The sequence below is a fragment of the Flavobacterium bomense genome (assembly GCF_003970355.1).
Genome location: NZ_RYDJ01000007.1, coordinates 1 through 24,315 on the forward strand (window position 1 = coordinate 1; position 24,315 = coordinate 24,315).

The 24,315-nt window shown below is 34.2% G+C and carries 15 protein-coding genes and 1 pseudogene; 4 read left to right on the plus strand and 12 right to left on the minus strand.

Annotated features, from left to right (window positions below; all coding sequences use genetic code 11):
• Window positions 1–242: 242 nt before the first annotated feature.
• The 7 genes and pseudogenes from EKL98_RS07710 to EKL98_RS18550 form a co-directional block, all read right to left on the minus strand.
• Window positions 243–1,334 (minus strand): alpha/beta fold hydrolase, encoded by a 1,092-nt coding sequence (locus EKL98_RS07710; RefSeq protein WP_126561969.1) that lies wholly within the window; start codon window positions 1,332–1,334, stop codon window positions 243–245.
• Window positions 1,335–1,473: 139 nt separating this feature from the next.
• Window positions 1,474–3,156 carry a gamma-glutamyltransferase gene (gene ggt / locus EKL98_RS07715; RefSeq protein WP_126561970.1) on the minus strand — a complete coding sequence of 561 codons (1,683 nt, stop codon included), beginning with the start codon at window positions 3,154–3,156 and terminating at the stop codon, window positions 1,474–1,476.
• A 17-nt stretch (window positions 3,157–3,173) separates the two neighbouring features.
• Window positions 3,174–4,604: a SusD/RagB family nutrient-binding outer membrane lipoprotein gene (locus tag EKL98_RS07720; protein ID WP_126561971.1), complete on the minus strand. Its 1,431-nt coding sequence runs from the start codon at window positions 4,602–4,604 to the stop codon at window positions 3,174–3,176.
• A gap of 10 nt (window positions 4,605–4,614) precedes the next feature.
• Window positions 4,615–8,178 carry a SusC/RagA family TonB-linked outer membrane protein gene (locus EKL98_RS07725; RefSeq protein ID WP_233589390.1) on the minus strand — a complete coding sequence of 1,188 codons (3,564 nt, stop codon included), beginning with the start codon at window positions 8,176–8,178 and terminating at the stop codon, window positions 4,615–4,617.
• A gap of 143 nt (window positions 8,179–8,321) precedes the next feature.
• The gene (locus EKL98_RS07730) at window positions 8,322–9,428 is read right to left on the minus strand and encodes a FecR family protein (RefSeq protein ID WP_126462486.1); all 1,107 of its coding nucleotides are present in this window, start codon (window positions 9,426–9,428) and stop codon (window positions 8,322–8,324) included.
• 79 nt (window positions 9,429–9,507) lie between these two features.
• On the minus strand, window positions 9,508–10,116 hold the full coding sequence (locus tag EKL98_RS07735) for an RNA polymerase sigma factor (RefSeq protein ID WP_126462483.1): 609 nt from the start codon (window positions 10,114–10,116) through the stop codon (window positions 9,508–9,510).
• Window positions 10,117–10,626: 510 nt separating this feature from the next.
• Window positions 10,627–10,800, minus strand: a pseudogene (locus tag EKL98_RS18550) (hypothetical protein); the annotation flags it as partial.
• Window positions 10,801–11,143: 343 nt separating this feature from the next.
• Between EKL98_RS18550 and EKL98_RS07740 the strand changes: the two are divergent.
• Window positions 11,144–12,052 carry an SH3 domain-containing protein gene (locus tag EKL98_RS07740; RefSeq protein WP_126462479.1) on the plus strand — a complete coding sequence of 303 codons (909 nt, stop codon included), beginning with the start codon at window positions 11,144–11,146 and terminating at the stop codon, window positions 12,050–12,052.
• A gap of 102 nt (window positions 12,053–12,154) precedes the next feature.
• Here EKL98_RS07740 and EKL98_RS07745 read toward each other — a convergent pair whose 3' ends face one another.
• From EKL98_RS07745 to thrA, 4 genes are all read right to left on the minus strand, one after another.
• The gene (locus tag EKL98_RS07745; protein WP_126561972.1) at window positions 12,155–13,564 is read right to left on the minus strand and encodes a hypothetical protein; all 1,410 of its coding nucleotides are present in this window, start codon (window positions 13,562–13,564) and stop codon (window positions 12,155–12,157) included.
• A gap of 664 nt (window positions 13,565–14,228) precedes the next feature.
• Window positions 14,229–15,518, minus strand: a complete 1,290-nt coding sequence (gene thrC, locus EKL98_RS07750; protein ID WP_126462473.1) for a threonine synthase — start codon at window positions 15,516–15,518, stop codon at window positions 14,229–14,231.
• A 126-nt stretch (window positions 15,519–15,644) separates the two neighbouring features.
• Window positions 15,645–16,571, minus strand: a complete 927-nt coding sequence (locus EKL98_RS07755; protein WP_126462470.1) for a homoserine kinase — start codon at window positions 16,569–16,571, stop codon at window positions 15,645–15,647.
• Between the two features lie 107 nt (window positions 16,572–16,678).
• Entirely contained in the window at window positions 16,679–19,126 is a 2,448-nt protein-coding gene (thrA, locus tag EKL98_RS07760; protein WP_126561973.1) for a bifunctional aspartate kinase/homoserine dehydrogenase I, read from the minus strand.
• Window positions 19,127–20,042: 916 nt separating this feature from the next.
• Here thrA and hutH point away from each other — a divergent pair.
• From hutH to EKL98_RS07775, 3 genes are read left to right on the plus strand one after another with little or no spacing between them, the layout of a single operon-like run.
• Entirely contained in the window at window positions 20,043–21,557 is a 1,515-nt protein-coding gene (gene hutH, locus EKL98_RS07765) for a histidine ammonia-lyase (RefSeq protein WP_126554171.1), read from the plus strand.
• Window positions 21,558–21,606: 49 nt separating this feature from the next.
• Window positions 21,607–22,251 (plus strand): DUF47 domain-containing protein, encoded by a 645-nt coding sequence (locus EKL98_RS07770; RefSeq protein ID WP_126554173.1) that lies wholly within the window; start codon window positions 21,607–21,609, stop codon window positions 22,249–22,251.
• Between the two features lie 29 nt (window positions 22,252–22,280).
• The gene (locus EKL98_RS07775; RefSeq protein ID WP_126462458.1) at window positions 22,281–23,567 is read left to right on the plus strand and encodes an inorganic phosphate transporter; all 1,287 of its coding nucleotides are present in this window, start codon (window positions 22,281–22,283) and stop codon (window positions 23,565–23,567) included.
• 229 nt (window positions 23,568–23,796) lie between these two features.
• Here EKL98_RS07775 and EKL98_RS07780 read toward each other — a convergent pair whose 3' ends face one another.
• Window positions 23,797–24,312, minus strand: coding sequence for a DUF421 domain-containing protein (locus EKL98_RS07780; RefSeq protein ID WP_126462455.1), 516 nt, complete (start codon window positions 24,310–24,312; stop codon window positions 23,797–23,799).
• Window positions 24,313–24,315 lie beyond the last annotated feature (3 nt).

The window sequence follows — 24,315 nt, forward strand, 5'->3', positions numbered from 1 at the left end:
CGCTCAAAAATGACTCTTAAAATACAGATTTACAATAATTTCAAAGAACTTGTTTTATTTTTTAGTGGACACTAGTGAAATTTACTATTAACAAATGCACTCACTCACTTGAAATCAATATGGCTAATTTGGAGGCAACATAAAAGTGTTTTCCTGTTTTCCGTTAAGAAACATAAATCGTAAACTTAAAATCTACCTTAGTAAGTTTTGATTTCTGGAAAACAATATTAAAAGCTTGAATTTTACTTAATTTTGGGTTCAGATTTTTTAAGTAATTCTTTAAGATATTTACCCCATATTTTTGGATTGGAATGTGTGCCATGGCCAGTGGTTTTATCTGTAATAGGTAATAAGATATATTTTCCATTTTTAACGTTTTTAATTTCTTTCTCCATTAATCCGAGTTCAGGAGGGTTTACTTGATCATCGGCAGAATTTATAGCAATTAAAGGGGCTTTAATTTTTGACAAGTAAGGTTGCGGATTGTAATCTCTTGAGGAATCAAAAGCATAAATCAGATCATTAGCATCTAATGTTGATGAATATCGGGCTAAAGTATTTTCCATCATTATTTCTGCTTTCTCTCTGGTTGGGGCTGCAATTTGCCATTGTAACGGACTACTCACCATAAACATCAGAGATAATATAGCGCCAGTCATTCCTTGTTGTGGCTGTTGAATATAATTACCCTCTTTCCACTCAGGATCCATTTCGATTAATTTAATAGCCATTTTTCTTTGAATGCGGTTTCTACCGGCAATCTCTGCTGGTAAGCTTGCCAATGGCATTAGTGCATCCATAAAATCAGGGTAGGTGTAACCCCAAACCCAAGTGTGCATGCCGCCCATTGATGTTCCCATTACCAATCGAAGATGGTCTATTTTCAAATGTTCAGTCAGTAATCTATAGTTTGCCAAAACCATATCGTCATAATTGTATTTGGGAAATGCCATCTTTAAGCCATTGCTTGGTTTGCTCGATTTTCCGTGTCCAATATCATCTGTTAAAACAATAAAATACTTTGTGGCGTCTAACAATTGACCCTTTCCAAATAAATTGCCTCCAAACTGTTTGCTCAAAAAGGCGCTTCCGCTTCCAGTGGTGCCATGCATAATTAAAACAGCATTGTTAATTTGACCTTTCTTATTTTTTGTTGGTTTCCCAATGGTTGTGTAATGTAGTTTTAGTTGGTCTAAATATTCTCCACTTTTAAAAGTAAAATCTTTTATTAGATAATCTCCCTCAATTGGTGCTGGAAAATCTGTCTGTGCAGTAACACATTGGACAGATAAAACAAAAAATATAAAAAAAGTAAATACGTTTTTAATTATCATTTCATTTAAAATTTAAATTAATAATTTATTGATTTGGGAATGTGTTTAGGGTAAAAAAATATAAATATCTTTTCTATTAATTATAATATTCGACTATAGAAAAGTTGTTTCAGGTATGATCTTGCTTAAAAAAAGATAATTAATATCCTGCGGCCGCACCATCTTTTCTGCTTTCTGAGGCGCCAAAATATACTTTTCTTATGGCGTCATACATTATTGCCTGATAACCTCCATAATAACCGCCAAAGCCAACTTTATGTCCCTTCTTGATCAATTTGTTTATTTCTTCAAAATCAAAACCACTTTCAATTAGTATTTCGCCTTTGCCTGTTGACAGCTCGCCCGTAAAATCAGTTGAACCAATGTGTTCAAACCTTGGAGCATCTCCTGCTTCCTGTAAATTCATACCAAAATCAATCAGGTTCATTAATATTTGAACATGACCTTGAGGTTGAAAATCGCCTCCCATTACACCAAAACTCATAAATGGTTGTCCATCTTTAGTAACAAAACCCGGAATAATAGTATGAAAAGGTCTTTTCTGAGGGGCATACGAATTTGGCGTTCCTTCAGCCAAATTGAAGCATTCGCCTCGATCCTGAAGCATAAAACCTAATTTTGGCGGAACCATTCCAGATCCCATGCCTCTATAATTACTTTGAATTAAAGAAATCATGTTTCCTTCTTTATCGGCGACAGTCAAATAAACTGTACCGCCATTGCTTTCTTTTCCAGCTTTAAAAGTCCCTGCGCGGTCAGGATTAATTAAATCCCTTCTTTCAGTTGCGTACTCTTTAGATAATAAATCATTTACAGAAACTTTCATAAAATCTGAGTCCGCATAATATTTAGCGCGATCTTCAAAAACAAGTTTTTTTGCTTCGTTTACAATGTGCAAATGTTGAGCGCTACCAAAGGGTATTTTACTAAAATCATAACCTTCTATAATATTAAGCATTTGCAAAGTAGCCATTCCTTGTCCGTTTGGGGGTAATTCCCATACGTCATAACCCCTGTAATTTGTTGCGACAGGTTCAATCCAATCCGAATGGTGTGTTGCAAAATCTTCATACGCTAAAAATCCGCCTTGAGCTTGAATAAATTTAGCAGATTCTCTGGCAATATCTCCTTTATAAAAAGCATCTCTTCCTCCTTTGGCAATTTTTTTATAGGTATTAGCTAAAAATTGGTTTTTAATAATATCTCCTTTTTGAGGTAATTTGCCATCTACAGTATAAGTTTCCTTGATATTAGGGTACTGTTTCATATATTTATTTATCGTGACTTGCAGATAATAAGCAATTAATTCTGTAGTTGGGAAACCTTCTTCAGCATATTTTATACTTGGATTTAAGATGTCCTGCATAGGGAGTTTTCCAAATTTATTATGCAATTCGAACCAACCATCAACACAACCTGGAACCGATACCGGCAGGGGACCACTTGGTGGAATGTGTGTAATGTTATTTTTAGTGAAGTAATCTAAAGTTAGTGCTTTTGGAGATCGTCCGCTGGCATTCAAGCCATAGAGTTTTTTGGTTTTTGCATCCCACACTATCGCAAAAAGATCACCACCAATGCCGCTGCCTGTTGGCTCCATCAAGCCTAATGCTGCATTTACAGCTATTGCGGCATCCACTGCTGTACCTCCTTTTTTTAAAATATCGATTCCGATTTGTGTTGCTAAGGGTTGACTGGATGCTACCATTCCGTGTTGCCCAATAACTTCAGATCTTGAAGCAAAATTCCTGCCCGTTAACCGGTCTTGAGCAAATATAAATGTTGTTGCTATTAGTAATAAAAATAGGAATCGATTTTTCATTTGTGTTTGATTTTTAATTAAAATATATCCCAATATAATTTAGTTTCGCTTTTGTCACCACCTATTTTTGTAGCCGCGTTCGTATAATTAGATCCATTTAACTGTTGCTCATTTGCTGGATATTTCATCCGGTTTGGATAACCTGAAAAAGCATTTACGGGTATTGTTAATTTTGGAAAATCTAATCTGCGAACTTCCAACCATCCTTCAAATGGGCGATTGTATAATGCAATCCATTTTTGGAAACCTATTTTTTGTTTCCATCCACCTGCAGCGGTCGTGTAAGCAACGTCCGATCTTAATAAGTATTTATCAGCATTTGCCTCAGTACCGCCCCAATATAGTATTGAAGCTTTAATGGCATTATTATAATGAGATTCTGCAGAACCAGTTACGTTGTAGCCACGCTCTTTTGCTTCAGCTCTATAAAATTCCATTTCCACGTAATCTATTAATACGTTTGGCGCGCTAGGGTCAGCTACACGAGTACTTGGCTTTGACATTTTTGGATAATCACTTGGGATGCCCATTATGCCTCCAACGTATAAGCCTACATTATTCACTCCAAAAAAACCTGGTTTACGTGGATCTTCAAAGCTATTCAGAACATCCATTAAATCTTTTGCTGCAATATAATCGGTGCGATTGGCCAACACCAGTTGATCATACAACGGATTATTATTAGGTATTGCGGTAAAATATTTAACAAAACCATTATTAGATATCGCGTTAATAGCATTTGGATTGGCTTTTTCAAAGGCTGTTTTCGCTAATGAATTATCTACGTCAGATATTGTCATAGCCATTCTTACCTGTAAAGAGTTTGCAAAAGAAATCCACTTTGCTACAGAACCTTGAAAAATAATATCTTCTGACGATGTGAAGCCAGGAGCACTAATACTTAACTTGGCTATGTCATTTTCCAATCGGATCATTAATTCTTTGTTAACAGTTTTGGCGTCATCATAAACTGGGAAAAGTAGCTGATCATCTAACGACTTGGAGTAAGGAATATCACCATAAGTAGTCACCAAAATGTTAAAGGTGTACACTTGCATGATATCGATAATTGCTAATTGATTTGTTTTTATAGTCGGATTTAAAGTAACATCATTTGTTATAATACGAGCACTTTCTTTTAAATCATTCAAAACATCTCTGTACATTCTAGTCCACCATGCATCGTTAATCGACCTTGTGACATAATTAAATTGTGCCTCTTCCTGAATAACAGCCTGAGCCCAATGATTTACAAAGTGTCGAAAGATGTTAACATTTACACTGGCTGAGGCTAAGCCATCTGACAATGTTTTAACGGCATTTGAGAATAAACTACCCGGAGGGACTTCACTAGCCCGTTTAGTTTCATCATTAAAACGAGTAATGTCGTCTGTACAGGCGCTAATTAGTAACACCAATACTACTATTGAAATAAATCTTTTTTTCATGATTGTAAGTTTATAATTTTACTTTTACGTTTAACCCAATAGCACGTACTGTAGGGTAAGATCCACTTTGATAGCCTTGTATGTTGCCTGAAGATAAGTTTTCTTCAGGGTCAGCGTAGGGAACATTTTTATGGATTAACCATAAGTTTCTTCCAGTCAACGAAAATTCTATTTCATTTATAGATTTAATTCTTGACATTATTTTTTTTGGAAGAGAATATGAAATCGCTACCTCGCGAAGTTTAACAAAACTCGCATCATATACAAAATTTGATTGAGGAAGATATCCACTAGTGCCTGAAACTATAGTAACTCTTTTTGTGTTAGGTTCTCCATTCGCTGTAACTCCTGCCAAAATTATACCTCCTCCATTGGCAACAGCATCTCGTTTTGGGTTTCCAAGATCATTAAGCCCAACAGTTTCGGGTAAAATACCCGACATTGTACCGTAGTACATGTCTAAAGAAAATAATTGACCTCCTTTTTTTACATCAATTAAAAAACTTAAGTTAAAATTTTTATATCTGAAACTATTACTCAAGCCACCAATCCAATCTGGATTAACATTTCCAATTACATTTGAGGTAGTAGTTGTAAATTGATATAAACCGTTATCCTTTATAAGTCGTTCCCCATTTAACATTTCATAAGTCACCGATTGTAATTCGCCATAAGGTTTACCTAACGAAGCATTTAAGCTAACTCCACCTTGGAAAGTTCCTAATTGCAAGTTTTTACTGTCGTTGTATAAGGATAAAACTTTATTACGATTTCTTGTGAAATTTAAATTCACATTCCAAGAGAAATCGGCGCCTTTTACCGGAGTTGCAAATATAGAAACTTCGATACCTTTGTTTTCAATATCACCGGCATTAATAAATTTGCTGGAGTAACCTATAGCAGTAGAAACAGCTACAGGAATAATTTGATCTACTGTGTTAGTATGATAATAAGAGGCATCAAAACCTATTCTGTTATTAAAAAAGGACATTTCTAAGCCAATTTCTTTACTGATTGTATTCTCAGGTTTTAATGCACTATTGTTTTTAGTATTAGGTAAAGAAAAAAGCAATGTGCTATCAAAAGGATTTGGCTTATCATACACATCTCTTAGACTTCCCCAAGCGGCATCATTTCCAACAGTAGCATAATTTAGTCTAAGCTTTCCAGAAGATAACCAGGGTAAATTTTGAAGATGATTATAAAAAATATAACTGCCGGAAACGGCATAATAATTATATGCATTTGCTTCTTCAGGCAAGGTTGAAGATTTATCCCTACGCAAGGTTGCATCTAAAAGAAGTAATTCCTTGTAATTTATTGTTACGCCACCAAATACACCATCTACTGCTTTTGGTTGATACGATTCAATCGCTGCAGGGACAGTTCCTTTTGAATTAGAAACGGCATAAAGTTTTGGAACAACTAAACCTCCTGCAGTTTGAGAAAAAATTGAACTTATTGTATTTCTTCTAATATTGAGACCAGCTAAGGCATTAAGACTGAAATCGTCATTTAATTTTTTATTTATTGTTGCCAATAAATCGTAATTAGTTTCATTAAAATTTCTATCAAAACGAGAATAAGATGAAATTCCAGCACTTCCCACGGCTCTTCTTTCCTGTTGCATTTCTGAATAGGTATCTACTGAAACTCGGCCTAAAAGGTCTAGCCAGTCGGTAACCTTATAGGTGATTGTTGCGTTTCCAATGACCCTGTTTCTAGTATCGTTTTGATAATTCTCATAAACAACCCAATATGGATTATCTGAAAAACCGGGAGTTAAATTGGTAAGTTTTGTAGGATCAGCCCAGTTCCAAGTAATATTTTTTCTATTTCTAAAATAGGCATCTTTTAATTCTAAAACATCAACATTAGTCTGATTAAAATGTCTGAAATTACTATTCACATTCCTTCCACTATCATAACCTGTTCCATATCTTCCTTTGCCATCAACTTGGGAATAATTTACTAATCCACTTACCACCAGTTTGTTTGTTATATTATAACTAGCACTAAGATTTACAATGTTTTTTAAAACACTTGCATTTGGTAATACGCCTCTTTCATCATTTCTGGAATATCCAATTTTAAAAGAACCTTTGTCAGCAACTAATCCATCAATCATAACATTATGATTCGTAGAAATAGCGGTTTGATAAAAACTGTCCGGTCCGTTTTTAGGTGCAATCCAAGGTTTTGGTTTTTGATAATTTGGTGATGCCTGATCAAATGCTTCCCAATCATATACTAATAAATTTGGGTCATAACGTGGACCCCATGAACGTGGCGCAAATGTAGGTACTACCAAGTCTTTAATTCCATCAGCATTAGCATCAAAAAATAGAAACCCATCTTTATCCTGAGGAATTGAACGCCCAGCGCCATATTCTTGTTGGTATTTTACAAATGTTGTTTTATCTATATTGCCAACCGTAACTCCGCTATTTACAGAAATTCCAAGCCCGTTTTTTGGTTTTTTGGTGGTAATCATTATTACCCCATTTGCTGCTCTTGAACCATAAAGTGCTGAGGCTGCGGCTCCTTTTAACACGTTAATCGATAAGATATCATTTGGATTAATATCAGCCGCTGCATTACCATAATCATAACCGCCTGCCCCTGATCTTTGCGACGCTGAATTTGTATTCGAATTATCCACCGGAACTCCATCTACTACAAATAATGCTTGATTGTTTCCTGTCAATGATTTATTTCCTCTAACTACAACATTTACTGATCCTCCTACAGAGTTACCTTGAGTTATTTGTAAACCTGAAATCTTTCCGGATAGTCCACTTGCAACGTTTCCTACTTGCGTTTTATTGACATCATCACCACTTATTTGTTGAGCCGCATAAGGAAGCGTGTTTTTTTTGCGTCGAATACCAAAAGCGGTAACTACAACTTCATTAAGGCTTTGTCCTTCCTCTTTTAAAACGACAGTAAGAAAACCACTTCCTAAATTAACTTCTTTGGTTTCCATCCCAATAAATGATATTACTAAAACGGATCTTACAGAAGGCACTTCAATAACAAAACTTCCATCAATGTCTGTTTGAACCGAAATAGTAGATCCTTTAACGTGAACATTAGCTCCTGGGATCGTTAATCCTTTTTCATCAACTACCTTTCCTTTTATTATAATAGCAGCTATTGCTTTAATTTCTGTCTGATCCAAACTTTCTGTCGCTGTATTTATCATCGAAATGCTCTCTCTTTGTAGTACAATCAGATTGTTTATTTCGTCATACTTAATGCTAAGTGGTTTTAAAATGCGTGAAAGTACGCTGGATAATAATTCATTAGTGGCTTCTATGTCCACTTTTTGTTTTAACTGAGTCATTCTTGAATTATAAGAAAACTTAACGTGTATTGATTTCTCAAGTTTAAATAAAGCATCATCCAGACTCACATTCGTCAAGCTAATTGTCACCTTAGTGTCAAGTTTTCTTTGTTCTTTACCACTATCTGCCAATACTACATTAGAAAAAATGAGAGCTAAAACAAATTGGAATAATGTTAACTTTATGATACAATAGCGTCGTCGTTGTTTTACTACAGTTTTTTTCATAATTTTGGTTTTTTGGTTAATACTTTAATTGGTTATTAGCGAAACATTACAATTGTCTTTTACAGGAGATCAATTGATTTTTTACGGCGTCGTAAATGTTACAGCATTTTCGGCGCTTTTTTTAATTTAATATAAATTGTAATTTAGTTGCAACCAATTGATTGAATACTAATTTGGTTACCATTCATTTGATACGTTGTGTTATTTCCAATACTTTCACAGATTATTTTTAATTTTTCAGATAAGGGCTGGTCAGTTAGTGAAGTAGTAATATGACATTCTTTTAACTTATTTTCTGGAAAATCAATATCTACTAAATACGCTTGCTCTATAGTTCTAAAAATTTGGACTACTGGAATATCGGTAAATTCAAAACTTAATTTTTCTACGTCACCAAGAGCACTAGTTAATGATTCATCTTGTGTTATATTGGTAATTTTATTGAATATAAGGGTTTTTCTACCATAACGAAGTGCTTGATTAGGCAATAAAATCACTTCTTTCTTTGTTGAATTAAAAGCAGATTTATTGGAATGGATTTTGACAATACCTGTTCTAACTATTACCTCCACATTAGAATCGTTTTCATAGGATTTTATTCTAAAACTTGTTCCTATAACTTTAGTTATTATTTCATTTGAATAAACCAAAAACGGTTTTTTAGCATCTTTGCTTATTTCAAAAAAACCTTCACCAGACAGATAAACTTTCCGTTCGTTTCCGACAAATATTTTAGGATAACTCAATTTACTTTTTGGTTGTAATAAAACCGAACTGCCATCTGACAAGATTATAACTTGGGACTTATTGGAGTTGTTTGTTTGCTCTAACAGGCCATCGGAATTCTCTTTAATTAATTCATTATAATTAAGCTCTCCATCATTGGCATTAAAAAAATTATGATAAAACCAAGTTGATATCAGCCCAAATACAAGTGTTGCTGCAATGCCTTTAATCCAATTGTTTCTTAAAAACAACACTTTGGTTTTGCGAGTGGTTTTCTTTTTATTCTCAATTTTATGCCAAGTAGCTTCCAAAGCAGTCTGAACTGCATCAGCTGATAAATCGTCTGCGGGAACTTTCATTGCAAAAATCAATACGCGCGCTTCTTCAACTAATTTAGCTCTTACGGGGTTTTCCAAAGTCCAAAGCTCCCAATTTTGTTGGTCGTTTTGTTGTAGTACCCATCTTTTGAAGGATTCATCGGCCAAAAATTCGCCTATTTCAATATAATTATTACGGTTTTGCATGAATAAAAATGGGTTATAAAAGGAAAGAGGACATTTTTTTAAATTGATACTCACTTAATTCTAAATTTTTTCAAAAAATTTAAAATACTTGAGATAACAATAAAAAAAGAAGAGACTTATTTTCTTTCCAATTTTTACGAATATTTAGTAAAGACCTGTGAATCAAATTGTTTGCTGACTGATAATTAACTCCGAGTAGTTCTGCAATTTGTTCAACGCTTAGTCCTTGATGGTATCGCAGATATAAAGCCTCTTTCTGTCGTGCTGGTAAATTATTGATGAGCTGGTTGAGTGTTAAAACTTTGATAGCCATAGATTCATCAGCGATAAGAATATCCTCGATGGTAAAATCAAAAGTAAACGGAATCAAATCTACAGTAGTGGACTTTCTGAAAATATGGTCTCTTTCGTGAAGTCTGGCAATACGTTTTCGGACACTTGATAACAAATAAGCTTTTACGACAACATTATCATTAAGGGAATTTTTGTAAACCCATACGTCTGTAAATACGTCCTGCACACAATCTTGTACCTTTTCAGGAAAAGGAGTAAACGAATTCCCATATCGCACTAAATGACTGTAATACTTTTTAAAAAGTGATGAAAAAGCCTTTTCGTCTCCTGATTTTAAAGCTTTCCAAAGGACAGAATCATCTAAATTATCAACAAGTAGTTTTTGGCTATTCAAAATTAATTTTGGCGTTAGAGTATTGTTTTTATATAAAAATTATAACATAGGTTTTTGTTAAATCAGCTTTTAGGTCTTGGTAATAAGATAGTTAATAAGTAGTAAGCCGTAATTAATTATTGGTTGCCTAAAAACTACATTTATAAATGACTGTAATATGACTTTTTGTATGTTATAAATATTCTTTGCAAGACGGTTAATTAATAGTACGGGTATCATTTTAAATAAAAAAATAAGTTTTTGTTATAATTTTTTTAAGAAAAAACATATACTTTTACATTATTAAGATTGTTTGATTATTTTATTAATTTAATTAAATATTAATTTTTTATTAACAAAACTCTTAATAATAACTTAATTAAAAAAATGTTTTAAAAGAATAATTGTTTGTTTTTAATTTTACATTCATAAAACTTTTCCATTGATAATAACTTCTTTGACCAACTTGCAATACTTTACACATCTTTTCAATCGGAAATATCTTTTCATTGTTTCTGATGAAAGTATAAATCATCGACCGTTTTTGGAAAAGATGCCAATTGCTTTTTTTAATATATCTCGCTCTAGTTCCGCATCTTTTAGTTTTCTTTCAAGTTCAGAAATTCGTTCCTGTTCTGGCGTTTGCTTTAAATTGCCGTTACCTGGAAAACTTCCTTGTCCGAACTCTTCATACTCTTTTCGCCACTTATATAACTGTTAAGCAGTTATACCTAATTCTCTGGCAAGTTCGGAGATATTATGTCTCTCATAACTCAATTGAACTGCTTTCTCTTTAAGAACTCGGTCATAAATTTTTCGCACTTGTTTCATAAGTTAAAATTAAGGTTTTTATTCTTAGCTTTTTATGCTAGTAAAGTTAGCATGTCCAGAATGTGCACACTCTTTATTACAGGCTAGATAGCGCTCCTTATTGTTATTGGAGACTATTAGTTTCTAAAAAAAATCTTAAATTAACGGCTTCTGGTGATACTTTCTTAGTTGTTTTTAGTATTTTGGCAGTAGAATCATTTATAAGAAACTGATTAGTATGAAATATAGAGTAGCTACCCCGTCATTAAATCTAAGAGATTTTCCGGCAACGCATGATAATTCCAAAATTTTAATAAAAATACCGTTTAGACATACCGTTAAATTAATTGAAAAAACTGCATCAGATTGGTGGAAAGTAAAGCTTTTGAACACTGAAAAAGAGGGTTTTGTATTATCAAAAGATATTGAGCTCGTAGATGAAACCACTGAAAAAAGTACGGATATTGAAGTGCCTAATTTTGAACTGGGTGCACGAGCAAGTCTGGACAGTAAAGAGGAAACGTACAAACCTATTGGTGATCCTTCAATTCCTTTTAGGGATTTAACTAGTCTTGAGTCTAAACTGACGTCAATTCGCAACATCATCACTGCACTGGATGTTTCAAAAAGTTTTCGGTATCAGAAAGACGCATCGGATACCTATTGTAATATTTATACTTTTGATTATTGCTTTTTTGCCAAGGTCTATATTCCCAGATTGAGATGGACGGATAAGGCAATTGAGCAACTGGAGAAAGGGAACGAAGTGGCTGTTATTTTTGATGAAACGGTAAGGCCTTTTTATTCAAATTACATCTATGATTGGTTTTTACAATCCGGAAATGAGTTTGGATGGGAAAGAATCGCTGATGTTAATGAACTTCAAGAGAAAGTAAATGCTAATGGTGGTGTAGGAATCATCTGTGCCAAAAGAATTGTTTTGAATAAATCCGGGCATATAGTAGTAGTGGTGCCAGAAACAGATACTGATAAAGCCTACAGGAAAGAGGGCAAAGTTATTTATCCGCTGCAGTCTCAGGCAGGAGCTGATAATTATAATTATTTTTCAGAAATAAGAGAAGATTGGTGGAGTAATAATGATCCTGAAAGTGGGTATGCTTCTGCTATTTTTTATTATCATGATTAATTAAAACCTCTTGTAAATAGTTTACTTCTTGTGGGGTTAAGTCACTAAGAAGTATACATACTTTCAGGTTTTTCTATAAAGACACTAGTGTATTTGCAGTACTTACTTTTTAATTAGTAAAGAACTGCAAAAGCCATTTTCGTAATAACGAGCGTGTAAACTGTTGTATATTTGTTCGTAAATTGCTAAAGGATCATTTGATTCAATTGTAATAGACAATATGTTTTCTAAAAGTGTGATAAGGTTTGCTGGTACATCTGTTTCTTTGCCGTGTATAATAGATTCATAGACAAAGTTATTCCATTCTAAATCGCAAATAGGATTTTCTATTTCGTTTAATAAGGCATGATCCATAATAAAAACAAGAAAATTCAAAACCTCCTGTAGGTATTTTTCGTCGAAATAGTCAAATATTCGAAACTCAATACCATGATTTTTGTGCTTGTGAAAATTGATGTCTAGGCCAATTTTATCAATCTTTTCGTAATCTGATATTTCAGAATAACGGTTCACCCACCACATTGGATTTTCATGCATGGGATGTTCATCAAAATTCATCTGGACAATCTTCCCGGTTTTCATCACATTGGTGTCATAAGTGCCCACACCAATGTACCTTGACATAGCACATCGTTGTGATGCTTTTGTCAAATTGACGCTGCTGTCATTGTGCGACAAATAATCAGAAGAACCAAATTTTATCATAAACAAGGGGCTCAGCCATTGGAATAATCGAATAGCCCTCTGGTGTTTTTTTATAAAACCTAATTTGTCCTTAATTTCTCCATCACTATTTAACTCAGTTGGAATAGTTAAATTGAAGTGATAGGTCATATTATTAAAAACAGAATAATTCGTATCGTTTGAAATAAATATGGCAAAGGGATGGTTTACAGCACATATTTTTACAGGGCCGTATTCCGTAAAGATTTTGTCTTTATCAAAAGCGTTTTGTAAATGGTGAATGAAACCTTGTTTTATTGTAGCTAATTCAGCAATAACCGAGTCAACATCTGTTTTGTAAAATTTTTGCGTAACAAATTCAACTGTGTCACCATCAAAAATGAATTCTTTTTGAAGCTCGTCTATAAAATAAGGATTGTTTTTTTGTAGTATTTCAAAGATACTTTCCCCTGAATAGTCAGGATTTGGTTCATTATCTATGGGATCAAAAGTCTTATGTTGGTTGTTAATGTCCGTTTTTGTAAACGAATGGGAATTCATCAGTACCGGCAAATAATATTCTTTATCGGATAATATTTTCAGCAATGAATTCTGGTATATGTTTTCTTTGTAATTCTTAAAATGATTAACACTATACTTTTCATGAAGTCCTTTAGTAAGCAAAAAATCTTTGTCCACCACACGATGGTTTTCAAACTCTAAATAGCATTCATTTTCGATTCCTACGCCCCAATACAAATCATTTGATCTGTAATGATTTCTATAGTCTTTGTGTTTATCCAATAATTCAATTTCAAAACTAACAGCATTCATGCTATGATCCGTCATACACTTTTTTCTCCTTTTTTTAATAAATTATGTTGATATGGGAAGCTACTTTATCAGGTAGTTTTTTTGGAGTGTTTTTATCTGTTGTTTTAGTTACATTTAAACAGATTCTTAAATACTTCGTTTTTTTAATGGGGTTGATGTTGTTTTTTATACCCATACAAGGCCTAAAGAAGACAACTCAATTTTTTTGCAAAAGTAAGTATTAAATAAGTCATATTCAAGCTATATTTTTAGATCTTGAATTTTATTTTTCTGTGACAGAATTTATCGCTTTGTTTTCCTGTAAATTACTCATAATTATATATTTAAAATTGATGCGTTAAATTGGTAGAATTGTTTTTTTTGTGTTCTAAAACAAAAGTTTAGAACCATCTTAAGACCAGATTTATTTGGATATAAAAAATGACTAAAATTGAATTCTAAGTCGTTTTTTATTATTTCATACAGAATATAGTTAAAACTATGCACTTTGGTACATTTCACTTTCGCTTCTAAAAATTTCACCAAGAACATGCGAATTATTTATTCAGTTTTTGATGTGTTTAATTTGTGAATCTGCAGTTTGATTTTTTTGTTCCCATTTTAACCTTGCAGACTTTAACCTGGCAAACCAAATCTATGGATATTTAAGCCAAAGTATTTTAATTGTTTAGAGAAAATTTTATTCCAAAAATGTTTTCAATTCCTGATAGGTTTTAATTTTTACGCTTACTTTGTCCTTTCCTAAAACACTTTCAATTTGGGTAGGAATTGGCAGTTTTACGTTTAATGTTGGTTCAACCGTATTCAAAAATTTAATGGGGTGGGCGGTTTCTAAGAAAATACCAATAGCATTTGGGTAATTTTGTAATTCTTTTTTCAATCCTAAATAACCCACTGCTCCGTGAGGTTCAGCAATATAGCCGGATATATTATAGATGGTATTCATGGCTTCTAAAGTCTCTTTGTCAGAAAAAGTAAACGAAGAGAAATCTTTTTTGAATTGCTCTAAGTCATTGTGATACATTTCCTGAATTCGGATAAAATTACTTGGATTCCCCACATCCATCGCATTCGAAATAGTAGCTATAGAAGGTTTTGGGGAGTAAATTCCGTTTTCTAAAAAGCGAGGAACCGTATCATTTACATTCGTAGCCGCTACAAAATGTTGAACAGGCAAGCCCATTTTCTTAGCAATGATCCCCGCACAGATATTTCCAAAATTCCCACTTGGGCAAGAGAAAACTAACGGTTTGTTTCGTTTTTTTAATGCTTTGTACGCAAAGAAAAAATAAAACATCTGTGGCAACCAGCGCGCAATATTTATTGAATTCGCTGATGTTAAGTTTTTATGTTTTAGACTTTCGTCCAAGAACGCTTTCTTTACCATATCCTGACAATCATCAAAAACGCCGTCCACTTCAAGCGCTTTAATATTCTGTCCTAAAGTAGTCAATTGTCGCTCCTGGATGTCGCTCACTTTTCCTGATGGATAAAGGATAATCACTTCCACACCTTTTACATCAAGGAAACCACTGGCGACAGCACCTCCTGTATCACCGGAAGTGGCAACAAGAACCGTGTTTTTACTGTCGGCGTTATCTTTATTGAAATACCCCAAACAACGCGACATGAATCGCGCGCCTACGTCCTTGAAAGCCATTGTTGGTCCATGAAATAATTCAAGGGAATAAATATCTTTTTCGACTTCGACCACGGGGAAGTCAAAACACAGGGTTTCGGCAATGATTTGTTTTAAAGTGTCTGTGGGAATTTCGTCACCTATAAATTGTTTAATCGCCTCAAAAGCAATTTCCTCATGGCTTAAGTTTTCGATGGTATCAAAAAAAGCAGGTGCTAATGGGGTAATTGTTTCCGGAAAATACAATCCTTTATCTGTGGCTAATCCTTGTACTACGGCTTCTCTGAAAGAAACTTTTGGTGCGTTATGGTTTAAACTGTAATATTTCATTGTGTATAGTATTTATAGAATCCCCACCCCAACCCTCCCCAAAGGGAAGGGAGACGAAACTGGATTTAGAATGTATTTATTGTAATTTTAAAATCGCTGTGTTTTTTTTTATTCCTCTTTAGGGGGTTAGGGGGCTATTATTTTAATTCCTTCATCATTCACTTTAGAAACGTGAATTTCATATGGTAAATACATTTCTTCGTAAATAACACTCATGGCTTTGGCAATTTTATCGGCAGTTTCCTTTCCTTTGCTTAAAGCAAAAATAGAAGGACCAGAACCTGATATTCCGGAACCTAAAGCTCCGTTTTCTAAAGCAGTTTGCTTGATTAAATCAAATCCCGGAATCAAAACGCTACGCAACGGTTCTACGATTTCATCATGCAATGATCGACCAATTAAGTCATAATCTTTGGTGTACAATCCAGCGATTAATCCGCCTACATTTCCCCATTGCATAATCGCACTTTTCAAGGAAACTGTTTGCTTCAACACCGATCGCGCATCCGAAGTCTTCAACTCAATTTGAGGATGAACCACGATGGCATACAATTCAGAGGGACTTTCTATTTTGATAATATCCAATGGATTGGAACTTCTTACTAGCGTGAATCCACCCAAAAGGGCAGGAGCAACGTTATCCGCATGAGCATTTCCACTGGCTAGTTTTTCGCCCTGCATGGCAAATAAAACCAACTCTTTGCGTGTAAATGGACGCCCTAATAATTCATTGATTCCAAAAACTGCTCCCGCTGAACTGGCGGCACTGCTGCCAATTCCACTACCGGCTTTGATGTGTTTGTAGATTTCGATTTCGAATCCAAATTCCGTTTCAACAGCTTCCAGCATAGCCAAAGCGGATACACCAGCCACATTTTTTTCGGTTTCTAAAGGCAAGTCGGCACCCACAATTTTAGTGATGCGAATCCCTTTTATGTCTGATTTCCGAATAATCATTTCGTCACCAGCAGTTTCTAAACACAAACCAAGGACATCAAACCCGCAAGAAAGATTGGCGATTGTGGCAGGGCAAAATATTTTTATTTCATTCATAATAGTAGTCTTAAATTCTAAAGTCATAAAGTGGTAAAGTCTTAGGAATGAACATAAAATCAAGTGGCTAACTTTCAGACTTTACGACATTTGACCTTACGACTAATTTATACGTTTCCTATTCTAATTACATCTGCAAATATTCCTGATGCGGTAACTGCAGCTCCGGCACCAGCACCTTTTATTAATAAAGGTTGGTCTACGTAACGATCTGTGAAGAATAATACGATGTTGTCCTTTCCTTCCAAATTGTAAAAGGGGTGGTCTTTAGGAATGAATCGCAACCCAACATTTGCTTTCCCGTTTTCGAATTGCGCTACGTATTTCAAACGAGATTCTTTGCTTAACGCTTCTTTATAAATAGTTTCAAAATGAGCGGCATGTGTCTGTAAAGATTCGAAAAATGCTTCATTTGAAGTCGTATTCAAACATTCTGCTGGCAGGAACGATTCGTTTGTGATTTCATCGATTTCCATTTTGTAACCGCTTTCTCGTATCAGAATCAATATCTTTCTGGCAACGTCAATTCCGCTCAAATCAATCTTCGGGTCAGGTTCTGTAAATCCTTGTACACCAGCTTCTTTAACAACGTCATGAAAAGTGTTATTTTCATCAAAATTATTAAAAATAAAGTTTAAACTTCCAGATAAAACGGCTTGGATTTTATTGACTTTATCGCCGGAGGCAACGAGATTTTTTATCGTATCAATGATTGGTAATCCAGCTCCCACATTGGTTTCAAATAGGAAAGGCGCATTGAACTGTCTGGATAATTTTTTTAGTTTTTTATAATTGTCGTATTCGGAGGCGCAGGCAATTTTGTTGCAGGTTACTACGGCAATATTTCTTTTTAAATACTGTTCGTAGGTTTTAGACACACTTTCATTTGCCGTGATATCCACAAAAATACTATTGCGTAAATTGAGCTCTTTTACATTTGCAATAAACTGTTCTTTATCCGCAGGTTCTCCAGTTTCTAAAGCAAATTTCCATTCTTTTAAGGAGATTCCGTCTTCATCAAAATGCATTTTTCGGGAATTTGACAACGCAATGACGCGCAGGTTTATCTTGAGCTTCTCTTTTAGGAATTTCTTTTGTTGGTGAATTTGTTCGATGAATTTCTCCCCCACATTTCCAACGCCCATTACAAATAGGTTTAACTGTTTGGTATTTTCTTCAAAAAAGTTTTCGTGCAATGAATTCAATGCTTTTTTCACATCTCTTTCGTTGATTACTGCCGAAATATTTCTTTCGGAAGCACCTTGAGCAATCGCTCGGATGTTGACGTTGTTTTTACCCAAAGTACTGAACATTCGACCGCTCAATCCTTGGTGGTTTTTCATATTTTCGCCTACCAAAGCAATGATGCAAAGGTTATTTTCAACAATGCATGGATCTATTTTATTTTGTAAAATTTCCACTTCAAAAGCTTTGTTGATGGCTTCTTGCGCCACATCGGCATCCGAATTTAGAATTCCAATACAAATCGAGTGCTCTGAGGAGGCTTGAGTGATGAAAATTACGTTGATATTTTTATTGGATAATACTTCAAAAAGTCTTTTGGATGAACCGGAAACACCAATCATTCCTGAGCCTTCAAGCGTAATTAAGGTAATAGCATCAATATGTGTGATACCTTTTACAGGATTTGATTGCGCAAAAACCTGATTTGAAATATAGGTTCCTTCAGCCTTAGGTTCAAAAGTGTTTTTGATCAGAATTGGGATATTCTTTCTTAATACCGGTTGAATTGTTGGCGGATATAAGACTTTGGCACCAAAATGTGACAACTCCATGGCTTCTTGGTAAGAAATGTAAGCTATAGGTTGTGCTTGTTTTACAATTTTTGGATTTGTAGTATACATTCCGTTGACGTCAGTCCAAATCTCCAAGTCAGTTGCATCAAGAGCGCCTGCAAGAATAGCGCCTGTATAATCAGATCCACCGCGCCCTAAAGTAGTATTGATTCCGTCTAAAGAGGCAGCAATAAATCCGGGCATAACTACTACCTGACTTTCATTCGAAGTAAAAAAAGCAACAATTAATTCATTGGAAGCATCAAAATTAACAATTGCTTTTCCAAAATGGTTATTGGTTTTTATTAATTCTCGGCTGTCTTTATAACAGCTGTTTTTTAGGTTTTGTTTTAATGCTTCAGCAATGATATACGAGGACAGTAATTCACCAAAACTCAAAATAGTATCTGAAGTTCTGGGAGATAATTCGCCTAAAAGGTAACATCCATCCAATAAGGTTTCCAGGTGATTGATGATTCTTTTGATATGGCTCAAAAGACTGCTTTGTTCGCTTACTGGTATAAGTTCTTTTAAGGTATCTAAGTGTTTTTTTTCTATATCGGCAAGGATAACTTTGAAATTTTCGTCTCCAGCGGCCGCTTTTTGGGAGGCAATTTGAAGCAAATCAGTAACTTTACTGAAAGCAGAAACCACAACGATTAATTTTTCTTCTTTTGCTTTATCGCTAACGATAGCTAAAACCAGTTTTATATTTTGTGCATTGGCAACCGAAGTTCCGCCAAATTTTAATACTTTCATAGCAAGTTATTTATTTTTAATGTAATGGGGAGTCTCCATTTTCAGGATTAATTGCCTGCAGGCGATTTAATGGTGTGTGTTGTTTTTTTTTAAAATGTAATGTTTGTTATACACTCAATGTCTATCTTTCTTGTGAAAAAAATATGATAAATAGGATTATATGTTGAAAATTTACCCCAAAGGGGTAGTTGTAGTTGTTGTAGTAAACGTAACAGCAGTGCTAACCCAGATTTGAGTTGTTATCGAAGCGTGATATGTAGCTTTGTTGTTTTCCATTTTGATCTTTCAAAAGTACAGTTTTTTATAAAAAACAAAGCGTTTGACAGTCTTTTTGCGAATATTTTAAAATAGGAGAGGCTATTTGCGGATTATGAAATATTGTATGATATATTCAGTCTCAGATAAAGCTATTCGTATAAATCTCTAAAGTTTATAAAAATGTATGCAGCTGAAGTTCTATTTTTTGTAGTGCTTAAAGAATTTAATTCTCCTTAATTTGCATTCCAAGCAGGTTAATGGGTTTGTGTTTTTATGAATTAGTGCTTTAATGTTCTAAGGAAAAGGAAAGGAACAATCAAAATTTGATCTGTTAAAGTCATATAGTTATCGTTATCTGAAAGCTATTATTTGGTTTTTGTTTAACTATAAAATACCCGTTGGGTGTAATTATTCAAAACGTCAGTTCGAGTGTTTTTTTGTGTAGTAAAAACGGAACAAAAAATGTATCGAGAACCGTTTTTAATACTAATTTTCTAGTTCTCGATATAATCCCGCCCAAAAGCGGGATCACTCGAACTGACGAAAATTATCATCAAAAATTAATTGAACCCAACGGGTTATGAAATGTAAATTATTAGCAATAAATGTTGTGTATTTATAAAGATTTATTCAATTTTACCTTTTAAACACTATCAAAATGGATAATACGCATTACATTAGTACTGAGTTACTTAGCCTGGAAACGCTAGAGGAAATTGTCTCACATCATAAATCATTGGCTTTGTCCGATGAAGCAAAAATAAATATTCAAAAATGTCGCGATTATCTAGATAAAAAAATGGCTTCACATTCGGATCCCATTTACGGTATAAATACAGGTTTTGGGTCGCTTTGTAATGTTAAGATTTCGAATGAAAATTTATCAAAACTTCAGGAAAATTTAGTCAAATCGCATTCCTGCGGAACGGGAGAGGAAGTACCAACTCAGATTGTGAAACTAATGTTGTTGCTAAAAATTCAATCGTTGAGTTATGGTCATTCCGGCATTCAATTGCAAACAGTGGAACGATTGATTGCCTTTTATAACAATGATATTCTTCCGGTAATTTATACCCAAGGATCGCTTGGCGCTTCGGGAGATTTGGCTCCTTTGGCGCATTTATCATTGCCTTTATTAGGTGAAGGTGATGTGTATTTTGAAGGTAAGAAAGTGCATTCCAGCGAAGTTCTAAAACATTTTGGCTGGGAGCCAATAGTACTGCAGTCTAAGGAAGGATTGGCCTTATTGAACGGAACACAATTTATGAGTGCTTATGGAGTACATATCTTAATGAAAGTCAGCAAATTTTCTTATTTAGCAGATTTAATAGGTACTATTTCACTTGAAGGATTTGATGGAAGAATAGAACCTTTTAATGAATTGATCCATTTTATAAGGCCTCACAAAGGGCAAATTGTAACTGCTAACCGCATAAAAGGATTTTTGGAAGGGAGCGAAATTATCGAACAGGAAAAAAATCATGTCCAAGATCCATATTCGTTCCGATGTATGCCACAAGTGCATGGGGCTTCAAAAGATGCAATTGATTATGTAAAAAAAGTGTTCAAGACTGAAATCAATTCCGTTACTGATAATCCTAATATTTTTATTGAAAGTGACCAAATCATTTCCGGAGGTAATTTTCACGGACAACCTTTGGCTTTAGCCTTAGATTTTATGGCAATCGCTTTGGCTGAGTTGGGAAGTATTTCTGAACGAAGAACGTATCAATTGATCTCCGGAACTAGAAATCTTCCGGCATTTTTAGTAGATAATCCCGGTTTGAATTCTGGTTTGATGATTCCTCAGTATACAGCTGCCAGTATTGCCAGCCAAAATAAACAACTAGCAACTCCCGCCAGTGTAGATAGTATTGTTTCCAGCAACGGGCAGGAAGATCATGTGAGTATGGGGGCAAATGCTGCTACTAAAGCATTGCGGGTTTTGGATAATCTGGAACGCATTTTAGCAATAGAATTGATGAATGCTTCGCAAGCCATTGAATACAGACGGCCAATGCTGTCAAGTGATTTTATTGAAATGTTTTTACAGGCCTATCGTGAAGAAGTTCCTTTGATTAAAGAAGATCGAATTTTGCATTATGATATTGAAAAGACGGTTTCTTTTTTGAACAGTTTTCAAATAGAAAATGATTTGTTAACAATGGCTTAACATTAACAATTAATAATGAATTAATTTTGCCGGACTAAATTTTAATGAAATGAACATAAATAATTTTTTCCAATTTTTGGTTCCTAAAGACAAAAAGTTTTTTCCGCTTTTTGAACAAGCATCAAGTAATTTAATTGAAATTGCTACAAATTTGCACGAAGCTGTAAACCTTCCTTTAAAAGAGCGCGAGGATCTTTTTCGAAAAATTGATGCATTAGAACAAAAAGGAGAGGATATAACACGTCAAACAAGTTTAGAGTTGAGTAGAAATTTTATTACTCCATTTGACAGAGAGGACATACACTCTCTAATCACTTCAATTGATAATGTAGCGGATAATCTTCATGGTGCAGCGAGCAGGATGAAATTGTATCAAGTTGATAAAATCACGAAATCCATTAGAAAATTGACTGAAATCAATCTTGAAGCATGTCAAAATATTGATGTAGCGGTAAGAGAATTGAGAGATTTAAAAAATATAAAGAACATCACGGATGCCTGCGTCAGAATTAACAAATTAGAAAATAAATCAGATAATGTTTATGATAAAGCAGTTCTTGATTTATTCGAAAATGAAACGGATGCAAAAAACATTATCAAGTACAAAGAAGTATTGTCAGTTTTAGAGACGGCTACTGATAAATGTAAAAGTGTAGCGAGTGTTTTAGAATCCATTTCTGTAAAACATTCTTAATTCATTCGTTTTATTCTGAAATTATAATTATGGAATTTACTCTACTTATAGTTATTATAGTCCTGGCTTTAATTTTTGATTACATTAATGGTTTTCATGATGCTGCCAATGCTATAGCAACCGTTGTTGCCACAAAAGTATTAACTCCTTTTCAAGCAGTTGTTTGGGCCGCTTTTTTTAACTTTTTGGCGTATTGGGTTTTTGGTTTTGGTGTTGCAGATACTGTGGCAAAAACAGCCAATACGATGGATATTAATTTAGTCGTTATTTTAGCGGGTGTAATCGCCGCTATCATTTGGAATTTATTCACTTGGTGGCAAGGAATTCCTTCTAGTTCTTCACATACCTTAATTGGTGGTTTTGCCGGAGCAGCTATCGCTCATGCCGGATTTGGAGTAGTTTCTTGGTACAATGTTGGAAAAGATGGAGGAATGCCTTCGGGTGTTTTGATCATCATTGCATTTATTATATTGGCACCTTTGTTAGGCGCTTTAATGTCTTATTTAATATCAATTTGGTTGCTAAATGCCTCTAAAAAAAGTATTTATCCTAAAATATTTACAGCTTCTTTAATGATTTTGACCATCTGGTTTGTAGAAAGTCAAATGATCTATTACGACCAGATTAAAGACCCTCGTTTTCCATCGTCTACTTTTTGGAGTGTTGCGTTTGAATCCCATAATATCAAATGGTTTTTAGTGGCATTCATCGTTCTGTCCATAAGCGCCTTCTGTTTGATATTTAGTAGTTTAAATTTAAATCAAGCTACGGCCTGGTTAAAAAAAATGCAATTACTGTCTTCAGCAGCCTTTAGTTTAGGGCATGGAGGGAATGACTCCCAAAAAGTAATGGGTATTATTGCAGCAGCGGTTGCGGTTTATATTCACACCAGTGGTGTTGCTCAGGAATCGCTTCCAGCTTGGTTAGATGTGGTGCTTCCTAATGACGAAGGAGCCTTTAAAATGCCAACTTGGATTCCACTTGCCTGTTATTCTGCTATTGCAGCAGGGACTTTAAGCGGCGGTTGGAAGATCGTGAAAACAATGGGTTCTAAAATAACAAAAGTGACCTCTTTTGAAGGTGTTGCCGCAGAAACTGCCGGGGCACTGACCTTATATTTTACAGAGCATTTTAAAGTGCCCGTAAGTACAACGCATACAATTACTGGATCTATAATTGGAGTTGGACTTACTAAAAGAGTTTCAGCCGTGCGATGGGGAATGACCGTAAGTTTATTATGGGCTTGGGTTTTAACCATTCCAATTTCAGCAATATTAGCAGCAATCATTTACTATATTTTTAGTATTTTTATTTAATACTAAAAGAAAAATCATAATAAAAAACCATTCTTACTGAGAATGGTTTTTTTATGCTCCAAAAATATATTTGTTTAAAACAGAAGATCTTGTCTTTCTTTCGTTAAATATGTTTTTTATTAAAAGGCGTTAAGGTCAAATTTTGTGATTTTATAGGTGTGTTTAATTTTTTAACAGCACTTTATTTCAAGAAAATAAATTTCGTGAATATATATTGAGTTTTTTATGTCTAATTTATTCCACTCAAATTTTTATGAATGCGTCTTCGTTTGTAATGGGTCTGTTTTAAATTAGCATCTCCGGATATAATGCTAATATTTCCGTCTATTTCTAGGATTGCTAATTTTACATCTTTAAAATATTCGACTCCATGTTCATGCATGGCTTCTTTTAATTCATCAGAAGTGATGTTTAATTTGCTAAGAGTCTTAAAATCCAAATTGCCGTTGTGTATAAGGATTTCTGGTTTTTCTTGCATGAAATCACTGAATCTTGGGTACTTAAACATCAATTTTTTTAAAATAAAATTGATGGTAAACAATACAGTTGCCGCAGCTAAACCTCCCGATAAACTGGTGTCGTTTCCTACCATTGCATTTTGAACAGAGTTACTGATTAGCAGAATTAATATTACATCAGCAGTGTTTAGTTGAGACAATTCTTTCTTGCCAAAAAGTCTCAAGGCAATAACCATAAAAAAATAAACGAAAATACTTCGAAGAATTATATCAAGATATTCGTTCATTTT